This window comes from Winogradskyella sp. 4-2091 (assembly GCF_045765065.1).
Taxonomy (GTDB): Bacteria; Bacteroidota; Bacteroidia; order Flavobacteriales; family Flavobacteriaceae; genus Winogradskyella.
In genome coordinates, this window is sequence record NZ_JBJKOD010000010.1 from 71,307 (window position 1) to 83,466 (window position 12,160).

The window sequence follows — 12,160 nt, forward strand, 5'->3', positions numbered from 1 at the left end:
AATGAATTCAGAAATTAATTACATAGAGACAAATATAGCATTGACGCAAAGTCAATTAATGCTTTGGGTTGGTCAAAAACTAAATCCAGAGAGTCCTATGTATAATATGGCACATTCTTTTGAGATTTCAGGTAAATTAGATGTGCGAATTTTTAAGCAATCTTTTAATGATTTAATCGCTAATTTAGATGTGTTCAGAATAACATTCAGTGAAGACAAAGGCATTCCATCTCAAAATGTTTTAGCGAATTTTCAATATGATTTAGAAATTGTAGAGTTTTTAAACAGAAGTACATTAGATTTAGAAAAGGAATTACAAAACAGAACTATGCAAGTTTTTGATACTTCTCAACCTCTGTTTAATTCCGTTCTTTATAAGTTAGATACAGCTAAATATGTGTGGTTTTTAAATATGCATCATTTAGTTACAGATGCGACATCGTCTACTGTTTTATTTGATAATTTTTCAAAGCTTTACCAACAACATTTAAATTCTGAAAACGAAAGTTTACCAGAAATTCCACAGTTTAGAGATTATCTAAAATTTGAAGCCATTATTACACATGACAAAGAAAAAGATGATATTAGAAACTACTGGAAAGAAACGGCAAAAAAAGTAACTGCAGCACCTATTTTATATGGTCAAAAGAATAAAGAATCCACATCGTCTTCAACTAGAGTTTCTGTTAGTCTGGGCAAAGATCGTATTGCAAAATTAGAGCAGTTAGTGAGTTTGCCAGAGTTTCGCTGTTGGACAAAAGATCTTACCTATTTCAATATATTTCTAACGGCATTATTTGTCTATATAAAGCGAGTAAGCAATGAAGAAAAATTAGCCATTGGTGCATTGTCTCACAGTAGAGTGACCAATGCATTTAAGAAAACCGCAGGTATGTTTGTGGAATTGTTTCCGCTGGTTGCTGAGTTTTCTACTGATGATACATTTCTAACTTTTTACAATAAAGTACGAAATGAAACTAATAACTATTTACGTAACGCTCAACCAGGAATGGCAACTACAGAAGCAAGTAGCGGCTTTAACGTGGTGCTGAATTATATAAAAGCTAGTTTTTCAGATTTTAATGGTAATTCTGTGACTTCAAAATGGATTCATCCTAATCATTGTGACGCAGCACATCATATGAGATGTACGGTTTATGATATGGATGGAACAGGAGATATAGAGTTGTTGTTTGATTTAAATACAGCAGTATTTAATTCTGAAATGCAAAAAAACACGCCATCACATTTCTTAAAAATATTAGACGCTTTTCTAGAAGATAATTCTCAATTAATAGACGTGCCTTCAATGATTAGCAAGGAAAGTATAAAAGAAGAATTAGACATGGTCGCTTTTAATAATTCTTACCCATCTTTCATAAATAAGATTACTGATGTCATTGAAAATTATTCAGACAAAATAGCTATTAGAGATAAATCGGAAACATACACATATAATGATCTAAACAGGTTGTCTAACGCGCTTTGTTTTACGTTAAAAAATAAAGGAATTAAAGCAGGTGATCGTGTGGGTTTGCATATGTATAGGTCTGCTGATTACGTTATTTCTTTATTAGCTCTTATGAAATCTCATGTAACTTGTGTTCCTATTGCTGCCGATCAGGCCAAAGAGCGCATTAAGACTATATTAGAAGATTCTGAGTGTAAATTGGTAGTGACAACGTCAAGTTTAAAAAAGAATTTAAAAGATTCTGCCATAGAGGTTTTTGATATTTCAGATAAAAGTTGGACGGATAACAAATCCAATACTACGTTTACTCTACAGAAATTTAATCCTAACGAAATAGCCTACATATTATACACATCTGGTTCTACAGGGAAACCTAAAGGCATTAAAATTAAAGAACAAAGTGTCTCTAATTATTTACAGAGTTGTAATAATTTTTGGGGCGCGCAAACAAAGTTTGCATTCTGTACATCGATAAGTTTTGATATAACGTATACGGCAATTTTATTGCCACTGTATCAAGGCGGAGAAATCATTGTTTATAAAGAGGATGAAGAAGGTCCAGATGGTTCGGTATTAAGAATGTTAGAAGATAATAGAGCAGATTCTATTGTGTTAACACCATCACATTTATTATTGTTTATTGGTAAAGGAAATGCTAATTGTAGCTTGAGAAATATTATAGTATTAGGCGAAGATTTTAAAACGGATTTGGCCAATAAAATTAAAGAAGAGTACCACAAGGATACTAGTATTTATAATTTTTATGGTCCAGCAGAAGCTACTATTGCTTGTGTGATTTCAAAATTTAACTCTGAAAAACATAAAGGTGTTTCGGTTCCAATAGGTAAACCTATAGCTAACACAATCGCCTTGGTGTTAGACGACTATCTTAATCCTGTTCCTAAAGGTGTGGTTGGTACGCTTTTTATTGGTGGTCATGGTATTGCAGATGGTTACGTAAAACGTCCTAATCTTACAGCAGAACTATTTATTACAAATCCATTTTTAAATACAGATAGACTTTACAATACTGGCGATTTAGTGAGACTTAATAGTGATAATGAGTTCGAGTTTTTAGGTCGAAAAGATAGTCAGGTAAAACTGAATGGTCATCGTATTGAGCTGAGAGAAATAGAATGTGTTTTAGAACAGATTGATGGCATTATTGAAGCCGTAACACTTGTTATAGAAAAAGATGATGGTGGATTAAATAAGAACGCACAATTGGTTGCCTTTTATAGAGGCGATTATGAACTTGAAGTGTCACAAATTCAAAATTATTTAGTTAGGAAGCTTCCAAGTTACATGATACCATTGCAATTTAAATATCTACATCACTTTCCGCTAACCACAAGCGCTAAAACGGACCGTAAAAAACTTAAAGATGAAAATAATATAGGATTTAAGTCCAATGAAGCCTATATCGCACCAACAAATGAAATAGAAGAAATTGTTGCCAATGTATGGTCAGAGTTATTACATATTGAAAAAATTGGGATCTATGATAACTTTATTGCACTAGGAGGACACTCATTATTAGCTATGAGAATTACAAGTGCTTTAAACGAAATACTAGAAATGGAAAACCCACTTGATAAAATTTTCGTATATCCTACTGTAGCCTCTTATGCAACCTATGTAGAGGAAACCATAATAAGCTTATTAGCCGAATAGAAATGCAACCTAATCAACCAAATAGTATCAAAAATAATTTGTTCAGAGTAACTGCTGTGGTTATTACGTTATGCTATATTTTGGGACCTGCAGAATTACCAATAAGCAAAATTTTACATAACCTATCTCATCATTTACAAGCACCAAGTTATGTGCTTCAACATGATTTTGAAGGCAACCACATCGCTGTCAATAAGCTGCATATTGTAGAAAATAAAAATAGCTTTAGCAGCAATCATCAGCATAATGTTATTGATTTTATAGATGAGGTATTGAATAATTCTTCAAGTGAAGATAAAAACCATCAAGGCGAGTCAATTTTAGATTTAAAAATTAATAAGCACATTACTTTCAATAAATACATTTTGGTATTTCAGAATAACAACGAAAAGGAGCCTTCAATTTATCAAAATAAATCAATGATTTTTAAAAGTAGGTATCTCGATCAACTCTACAAACCACCTATAGTTTAACAGCTTCATTATTTAAGTTTTTCAAATTACCTATGCGATATGGGAAGTGTTTCTATGCTTTAAATAGAAATATTTATTTGATAAAACATTTTACTGATTAAACTTTTAAAAAATAAACTATGAAACAAATTATACTAAGTTTTGTGCTTTTAGCACTGTGCAATACCGTTTTTGCCCATGAAATAAACGGAACGATTACCAACGAAAATAATAAACCAATAGAAGGTGTAAATATTTATAATCAAAATACAGGAGGTTACGCCTATACCAATGTCTCAGGATATTATGAATTAGATGATATTTCAGAAGGCGATGTCATCATCATTAGTGGGTTGGGTTATGAAAAACAAGAACTCATTATTTTAAATAGCCAATTAGACGCTACTATTAATATTGTATTACAAATTTCATCTGTGTCATTAGACCAAGTAGTATTGGTGTCTAAAGCTAATGTTTTGAGCCAGTTTGCTAATGTTGAAATAAAAACAAATCCTATAAAATCTGCACAAGAAATTTTAAGAAAAGTACCAGGCTTAATAATAGGTCAGCATGCAGGTGGAGGAAAAGCAGAGCAAATATTTTTACGAGGATTTGATATAGACCATGGTACAGATATAGCAATTAGTACAGATGGAATACCTGTTAATTTACCTTCGCATGCACATGGACAAGGTTACGCAGATTTGCACTTTGTAATTCCAGAGATTATAGATAATATCGATTTTGGTAAAGGACCATATTATGCAGACAAAGGGAATTTTAATACAGCAGGTTACATTGAATTAAATACTAAGAAATCTATTGAAGACAATCTTATAAAAATAGAAGCAGGAGATTTTAATACCTTAAGATCAGTTAACTTATTTAAAATCTCAGAAAGCGAGCATAGTAGTGCATTTATTGCTTCTGAATTAGTTTTAACCGATGGTGTATTTGATTCACCACAGAATTTTAATCGTTTAAATATTTTAGGACGTTATAATTTTAATAATTACGAAGATGAAGAATTAACATTATCTTTTTCACATTTTCAAAGTCGATGGGATGCTTCAGGGCAAATACCAACCAGAGCTGTGGAACAAGGGATCATTGGACGTTTTGGTGCTATTGATGATACTGAAGGTGGTAATACAAGTAGATCTAACATTTGGGTAAATCATACAAAGCAGTTAGATGAGCACCAACGTATAAAGTCTAAAGCGTTTATATCTAAATACGACTTTGAGTTATACTCTAATTTTACATTCTTTTTAGAAGATCCTATTAATGGAGATCAAATTAAGCAAAAAGAAAACAGAACAATTATTGGTGCAGAAAGTGTTTACAATCGTACATTTCATATAGAAGATCACGACATTCAATTAAGTTTTGATGCAGGTGTTGGTTTTAGATACGATGATGTAAATGATGTAGAATTATCCAGAACAAAAAATCGTAAGGAAACTTTAGAAAGAATTGCCTTTGGTGATATAGATGAATTAAATGGATATACTTTTTTAAGTGGTAATTTTAAATCTAAAAAGTGGACACTAAATCCAGGTCTAAGATTAGATTATTTTAAATTTAATTATGTAAATTTTCTAACTGATGATTATGAAACTTTAGGAGAATCTGATGTTATTGTTAGTCCTAAATTCAATACTATTTTTGCGGCATCAAAAGATTTACAATTATTTGCAAAATTAGGTTACGGTTTTCACTCAAACGATGCTCGTGTAGTTACAGCAAACACAGGAGAGGAAACGCTTCCGCATGCATTCGGTGCAGATCTTGGTGCTATTTTTAAGCCAGCAGACCGTTTGGTGTTAAATACATCACTGTGGTATTTATTGTCTGAGCAAGAATTTGTTTACGTCGGTGATGCAGGTGTTGTTGAACCTAGTGGAGAATCTAAACGTTATGGAATTGATTTTGGTTTCCGTTATCAAATTACAGATTGGTTATTTTTAAATAGTGATGTCAATTATACAATAGCAAGAAGTACTGAAGAATTAGATGGCCAAGATTACATTCCGTTAGCGCCAGATTTTACATCTACAGGTGCATTGACTGTAAACAATTTAAATGGGTTTTCTGGTAGCTTAAGCTATAGATTTGTAGATGATAGACCAGCAAATGAAGATAATTCTATTGTTGCGGATGGTTATTTTGTAACGGATTTTAATATTAACTACAACCTTACAAAAAGCTTAGAAATTGGAGTAGCAGTAGAAAACCTGTTCGATGTAGAATGGAATGAAACGCAGTTTGCTACAGAAACCAGATTATTTAATGAAACGGAATCTGTTGAAGAAATTACATATACACCAGGAACACCGTTTTTCTTAAGAGGTAAAATTTCATTTACTTTTTAATAGAATAAAAAAATGATAATTATAAAAGGGTAGACTTAGTCTATCCTTTTTTTATTTTTTAATCTAGTTTAAGTTGTTTTTATTGCTCTATTACGTATTCTTAAATAAGATCTTTTAAAAAGAATCAAGGTTCAAGAAAAAAATATTTGTTTTAATAAGATAAAGCTTATATTTCGTTTAGATATGAAAAGTAAAATTATAGATAATATAAATATTTGGCTCCTCCTTATTTCATTTATAGTGGCTATATATTTACCCTTTGAACTTTTTTTATTTTCGTATGCATTTCTAGGGCCATTGCATTATTTAACTGAAATCAATTGGTTAGATGATAAAAGATATTTTATAAAGTCTAAGTCTCAAGGTTATAAAATATTCATAGTTTTTGCTATCATTATTGCAATTTATCCACTTATAAAATATCTAGAATTAACAGTTACAGGAAATTTAAAAACTGTAGTTGAGTTTCTGAGTTCTCAGAAAAATGTAATTTTAATCTCAGGTTTTGTTTTTTCCATTAGTCTTATATATTTCACAAAGCTGAAGCACATTTTATTGGCCTTTTGCTTTAGTGTTTTATTCTCAATAATCAGTGATTATTATATACCCAAGATTATAATAATTCTCGCTGTTTTCTTGCCAACATTGTTACATGTTTATGTGTTTACGTTGCTTTTTATGATTTACGGACAGTTAAAAACTAAAAACAAAGCAGGCATAGTTAGTATTATATTTTTAAGTATTGCGCCAATTGTAATTCTTTTTTTAAATGTAAATCCTGAAAATTATGTGATTTCAGATTTTGTAAAAAGCACCTTTACAAGTAGCGGATTTGTATCTGTAAATAATAGTATAGCAAGTTTATTTGGCGATAGTTATAATTACAAATTAATCTCTGTAATTGGTGTGAAAATTCAAATTTTCATAGCATTTGCATATACGTATCATTATTTAAATTGGTTTTCTAAAACGTCAATTATAGGTTGGAAATCAAGTATAACAAGTACAAGGATGAAATACATTGTGTTCTTTTGGATAGCGTCAGTTGGTCTATATCTGTACGACTATGTAACAGGTTTAATAGCCTTGTTTTTTCTTAGTTTACTACATGTGGTTTTGGAGTTTCCTTTGAACCTAACTACGATAAGGGAAATTGTTTTAGCAAGCGTACAAAAGGCTAAAAAACCAAACTAAAAACAGAGCCTTCGCCTTCAATACTTTTTACAATAATTCTGCCTTTATGTAGCAGCATAATCTGCTTACAAAGACTTAAACCTATGCCACTGCCTGTGGTTTTACTTGTAAAGAAAGGAACAAAAATATTTTCTAAGATATCTTGTGGAATACCAGAACCATTATCAAAAACTTTAATTACAATATCTCTATTAGGATTTTGAGAAGCTATAATTTTTATTTCAGGATTTTCAGAATTTTTGCAAGCATCAACAGCGTTTAAAATTAAATTAATCAAAACCTGTTCAATAAGGTGTGTGTCAATATCGAGCGCTAATTTTGGAGACGTGATTTTAAATTCTATTTCAATATGTTTCGCTTTTATGGAAGGTTCCATAAGTCGCTGAATATTATCAAATAAGTCTTTGACTTTTACACTTTGTAAATTAAGATGCGTTACTTTGCTTAAGCTTCGGTACGTTTTAGCAAATTTTAAAAGCCCTTCACTACGATTTTTAATCGTTTTTACGCCAGCATTTAAATCTTCTAATTCTAATGAAGCTTTATCAGGTTGTTCTATGGCAAGTTGTAAATTTTTCTGAAGTGTATCTGCTAAGGAAGAAATTGGTGTAATTGAATTCATGATTTCATGGGTCATTACACTTAGTAGTTTTTTCCAAGATTCAGATTCGTTTTTATTTAATGTATTGTCAATATCTTGAATCACAACAAGCTTAAAAGCATCATCTTCAACTTGAAAAACCGTATCTGAAATAAGTATTTTTATGCTCTCATTTTGAAGCGCTATAGAAATAGAGTCAGGTTCTCTATGGTAAGTTTCAAAAATAGTATTGAAAAGTTCAGGTTTTCTGTTTTCAACAAATCTAATATTTTTAAAAGAGGGTATATCTAAGATGTCGCCAAATGAATCATTGCTCCAAAGAACATCGCCAGATTCTAAATTATAGGCAATAATTCCGATATCTACCATTTCTAAAATCTTTTGCAAGTAAACATACTGCGCTTGATTCTGCGAATTGATTTCTTTTATGGTTCTGTTAATTTCATTAAATCCTGTATACAGAAAACGAATATCTTTTGGACCTCTATCTTCTGGAAACCATCTCGAAAAATCACGATATTTTACGGCTTCAAAAAAATCATCCATGGCCACAAAACGTCGTTTTACAAATGTGTACGTATTTATGAGTAAATAAAGAATAACAAGACCTAAAACAACAGAATATGCTGTCTCGTTTTTGAAAATAGTGTAAGCTAAAGTTAGAATGGAACCAACAATAAGTGCAATTCTAAAAAACAGTTTAAAGATGTATGTTCTATAATTCATACTTCTCTAATCGTCTATACAATGCAGCTCTAGTGATGCCAAGTTCTTTAGCAGATTTAGAAACGTTGCCTTTATTTTTTTCGAGCACAGTTAATATGGCGTTTTTTTCTATATCATCTAGATTTAAACTTTTGGTTTCAAAATTGGAAGTCGTCGTGGAACGTTCAATAGATGAAAACACTAAATCTTCAGGTTTTAAAATAGTGCCATCCGTCATTATTACGGCACGTTCTAAAACATATTGAAGCTCTCTTACATTACCCGGAAAGTCATGCTTTTTTAATTTTGAAATAAAGCCAGTATCAAAAGAAAAAGCACTCTTATTATACTTTTCTGCATATAACGACACAAAATGATGTGCTAATTCTGTAATATCAGTACCACGATCTCTTAAAGGTGGAACTATAATATCAACAGTATTAATTCTATAGATTAAATCTTTTCTAAATTTATTTTCATCAGCCAATACTTTTGGGTCTATATTGGTTGCACAAATTAACCGAATATCTATAGGAACTGGCACGTTAGAGCCCAAAGGCGTGACCTGTCTATTTTGTAAAACGGTTAATAGTCTTACTTGTTGATTTAGCGAAATGTTTCCAATTTCATCTAAAAATAGTGTGCCACCATTGGCAGCTTCAAATCGTCCTTTTCTATCTTCTCTAGCGTCCGTAAATGCACCTTTTTTATAACCAAATAATTCACTTTCAAAAAGTGATGCTGTTAATGCGCCCACATCTACTTTAATAAAAGGTTGATTTTTTCTGTTAGAATTATCATGTAATGCTCTAGCAATTAAATCTTTTCCGGTACCATTTTCGCCGAGAACTAAAACATTAGCATCTGTAGGAGCTACTTTTTTTAGTTTAACAAAAACATCATCCATTACATCGCTGTCTCCAATGATTTCGACAGAATTAGAGCTGAGTTGGTCTTTTTTAGAACTGGTAGATTTTTTTTTGCTTAATATAGTCGTAATGGTGTCTACAATCTTTTCATTTTTCCAAGGCTTCATTAAAAAGTCTGAAGCACCTTCTTTTAATCCGCGTATAGCTAAATCAATATCAGCATAAGCTGTCATTAAAATTACAGAAGTTTCAGGTTTTTGTTTTTTGATTTTGTTTAACCAAAATATGCCTTCATTACCAGTATTAACTAGACCATTAAAATTCATGTCTAATATGATAATGTCATATGTGGTACGTTCAATTTGCGACGTAATATTACTAGGATTCTTTTCTGTTACCACTTCTTTAACCAGTGGTTTTAGTAATAAACGTAGTGCTGTTAAGACATCAACATCATCATCTATAACTAATATTGTAGCGTTTTTTAATACCATCCTTACAATATTACGATTTTATCTTCGGCTTATAAAAATTACAAAACCTAAATTTTTCTTCAGTTAAAAAGTGTGCATTTCCGAACATAAAGTGTATCAAAAACGGACACTTATTAATTTTTAAAATTATTTAAATTATTGATTTTCAGTTGATTGTTGTTTTGGCATCATCTTCACTATATAAAGAGTATAAATCAAAAATTAACAATGGACGTTCCAATACAAAAGAAAAAATTTTCAAATCAAAAGTTAGGACTCATTCTAGGAGTTATAGCAATTATAGCCTTAATAGTATATGTAATTTATCAAACTTCAGGCGGTTCAAAATTAAATGTAAATAAGGAACGAATTTCAATAAATACAGTTACTAATGATGTGTTTCAAGAAAATATTCCTGTAAATGGTATAGTGCTTCCTATCACTACAATCTACTTAGATGCTTTAGAAGGTGGACGTGTTGAAGAGAAGTTTGTTGAAGATGGAGCAATGCTAAAAAAAGGTGAGCCTATTTTGCGTTTATCTAATACAGATTTAGAATTGACTTTAGTTAACCAAGAAACTTCAGTGTATAATCTGTTAACGCAAATGCAAATTTCGCAAAATGCAGCACGCCAAAATACCATTAATAGACAAAATCAATTTACTGATGTTGAAAATAGTTTGATTGAAGCTGAGCGAGTTTACAATTTAAACAAGCGTTTGTATGATAAAGGTGCTATTGGTAGAATGGATTATGAGTCTTCAGAGAATAATTATAAGTATCAAAAAGAACGTATGAAACTAGCAAAACAAGTTTTATCTGAGGATACCATTTCATCGCAATTAGAAGTAAACCAAGCAAAAAACTCGTATGCTAGAACACAAAGTGCTTTAGAATTAATGAGAAAAAAAGTAGGCGATTTGGTGGTACGCGCTCCAATTGATGGACAGTTAACATCGTTAGATGCAGAAATTGGTCAATCTATAACAAAGGGCACACGATTAGGACAAGTAGATGTTACTAGCGCATTTAAGGTAAGAGTAGATATTGATGAGCATTATATATCTCGAATTTATAATGGTCAAACAGGCACATTTACCTTAAATAATAAAACCTACACATTAACCATTAAAAAAGTATTTACTCAAGTAACCAATGGACGTTTTCAGGTTGATATGAAATTTGAAGGTGATGTCCCAGAAGGCATTAGAAGAGGTCAAAACCTACAGATTAGAGTTGCACTTAGCGCAGAAAAAGAAGCTTTGCTGGTTGCTAAAGGAGGGTTTTTTCAGAAAACAGGTGGAAACTGGATTTTTAAAGTCAGTGAAGATGGCACTACTGCGTATAAAGTGTCAATAAGATTAGGCAGCCAAAACACAGAATATTATGAAGTGTTAGAAGGTTTAAATCCAGGAGATAAGGTGGTAACGTCGAGTTATGATTCTTTTGGAGATACAGAAGAATTGATTTTGAAGTAATATTATTCGAATAGTTTGTACCCTTCTGGCGACTTTAGGTGTGTTTTCAAACTTATTAATATATAAATAAAAGCTAACTAAAAACAGATTCCTGCCTTCGTAGGAATAACAAAAAAGAATAAAATGATACAGATTAAAGACTTAGAGAAATTTTATAAAACGGAAGAAGTCCAAACCATTGCATTAAATAAGTTGTCATTTGGTGTAAAGGAAGGCGAGTTTGTAGCCATAATGGGACCATCTGGTTGTGGTAAATCTACTTTACTAAATATACTTGGATTACTCGATGATCCTGATGGTGGAAGTTTTGTGTTCAATGGAACTGAAGTTGCAGGTTATAACGAACGTAAAAGGTCTGAACTTAGAAAGCACAATATTGGTTTTGTTTTTCAAAGTTTTAATCTTATTGATGAGCTTACGGTTTTCGAGAACGTAGAGTTGCCATTGATTTATACAGGTGTAAAACCAGCAGAACGCAAAAAACAAGTAGAAGCGGTTTTAGAAAAAATGCAAATAATGCATCGTAGAAATCACTTTCCACAACAATTATCTGGTGGTCAACAACAACGCGTCGCTGTAGCTAGAGCTGTAGTTAATAAACCAAAATTAATCCTTGCCGATGAGCCAACTGGTAACTTAGATAGCACTAATGGTAATGAAGTTATGGATTTGTTAATAGATCTAAACGAAGCAGGTACAACTATAATTATGGTTACACACAGTGAGCATGATGCCAAATATAGCCATCGTATTATTAGAATGTTAGATGGACAAAAAGTGACAGAAAATGTTTTAGCATAATAAAATTCATCAATCAAGAAACGGACAATCAATCAGTCAATCAATCAGTCAATCAATCAATCAATC

Annotated in this window: 8 protein-coding genes; 6 read left to right on the plus strand and 2 right to left on the minus strand. The window is 31.4% G+C overall.

From position 1 onward, the window contains the following. The first annotated feature begins 1 nt into the window (after nucleotide 1). The 4 genes from ACJBCC_RS13250 (at nucleotide 2) to ACJBCC_RS13265 (ending at nucleotide 7,166) form a co-directional block, all read left to right on the plus strand. On the plus strand, nucleotides 2-3,145 hold the full coding sequence (locus tag ACJBCC_RS13250) for a non-ribosomal peptide synthetase (RefSeq protein ID WP_407557434.1): 3,144 nt from the start codon (nucleotides 2-4) through the stop codon (nucleotides 3,143-3,145). A 2-nt stretch (nucleotides 3,146-3,147) separates the two neighbouring features. Next, complete coding sequence (locus ACJBCC_RS13255) at nucleotides 3,148-3,618, plus strand: hypothetical protein (protein ID WP_407557435.1); 471 nt, start codon at nucleotides 3,148-3,150, stop codon at nucleotides 3,616-3,618. Between the two features lie 119 nt (nucleotides 3,619-3,737). After that, the gene (locus ACJBCC_RS13260) at nucleotides 3,738-5,972 is read left to right on the plus strand and encodes a TonB-dependent receptor (protein WP_407557436.1); all 2,235 of its coding nucleotides are present in this window, start codon (nucleotides 3,738-3,740) and stop codon (nucleotides 5,970-5,972) included. A 183-nt stretch (nucleotides 5,973-6,155) separates the two neighbouring features. Continuing rightward, nucleotides 6,156-7,166, plus strand: a complete 1,011-nt coding sequence (locus ACJBCC_RS13265) for a hypothetical protein (protein ID WP_407557437.1) — start codon at nucleotides 6,156-6,158, stop codon at nucleotides 7,164-7,166. Here ACJBCC_RS13265 and ACJBCC_RS13270 read toward each other — a convergent pair. Then, entirely contained in the window at nucleotides 7,150-8,493 is a 1,344-nt protein-coding gene (locus tag ACJBCC_RS13270) for a sensor histidine kinase (protein WP_407557438.1), read from the minus strand. The genes ACJBCC_RS13265 and ACJBCC_RS13270 overlap by 17 nt on opposite strands. Next, nucleotides 8,483-9,835, minus strand: coding sequence for a sigma-54-dependent transcriptional regulator (locus ACJBCC_RS13275; RefSeq protein ID WP_407557439.1), 1,353 nt, complete (start codon nucleotides 9,833-9,835; stop codon nucleotides 8,483-8,485). The genes ACJBCC_RS13270 and ACJBCC_RS13275 overlap by 11 nt, the downstream gene beginning before the upstream one ends. Before the next feature lie 207 nt (nucleotides 9,836-10,042). Between ACJBCC_RS13275 and ACJBCC_RS13280 the strand changes: the two genes are divergently transcribed. Both ACJBCC_RS13280 and ACJBCC_RS13285 read left to right on the plus strand, forming a co-directional pair. Beyond that, complete coding sequence (locus ACJBCC_RS13280; RefSeq protein WP_299102898.1) at nucleotides 10,043-11,293, plus strand: efflux RND transporter periplasmic adaptor subunit; 1,251 nt, start codon at nucleotides 10,043-10,045, stop codon at nucleotides 11,291-11,293. A 123-nt stretch (nucleotides 11,294-11,416) separates the two neighbouring features. Then, nucleotides 11,417-12,094, plus strand: coding sequence for an ABC transporter ATP-binding protein (locus tag ACJBCC_RS13285; RefSeq protein WP_299102900.1), 678 nt, complete (start codon nucleotides 11,417-11,419; stop codon nucleotides 12,092-12,094). Nucleotides 12,095-12,160: the final 66 nt, after the last annotated feature.

What these genes read in the sequence shown, in the direction of transcription:
- ACJBCC_RS13285 (WP_299102900.1), top strand. Translation starts at nt 11,417, where the DNA reads ATGATACAGATTAAAGACTTAGAGAAATTTTATAAAACGGAAGAAGTC.
- ACJBCC_RS13260 (WP_407557436.1), top strand. Translation starts at nt 3,738, where the DNA reads ATGAAACAAATTATACTAAGTTTTGTGCTTTTAGCACTGTGCAATACC.
- ACJBCC_RS13265 (WP_407557437.1), top strand. Translation starts at nt 6,156, where the DNA reads ATGAAAAGTAAAATTATAGATAATATAAATATTTGGCTCCTCCTTATT.
- ACJBCC_RS13280 (WP_299102898.1), top strand. Translation starts at nt 10,043, where the DNA reads ATGGACGTTCCAATACAAAAGAAAAAATTTTCAAATCAAAAGTTAGGA.
- ACJBCC_RS13275 (WP_407557439.1), bottom strand. Translation starts at nt 9,835, where the DNA reads ATGGTATTAAAAAACGCTACAATATTAGTTATAGATGATGATGTTGAT.
- ACJBCC_RS13255 (WP_407557435.1), top strand. Translation starts at nt 3,148, where the DNA reads ATGCAACCTAATCAACCAAATAGTATCAAAAATAATTTGTTCAGAGTA.
- ACJBCC_RS13270 (WP_407557438.1), bottom strand. Translation starts at nt 8,493, where the DNA reads ATGAATTATAGAACATACATCTTTAAACTGTTTTTTAGAATTGCACTT.
- ACJBCC_RS13250 (WP_407557434.1), top strand. Translation starts at nt 2, where the DNA reads ATGAATTCAGAAATTAATTACATAGAGACAAATATAGCATTGACGCAA.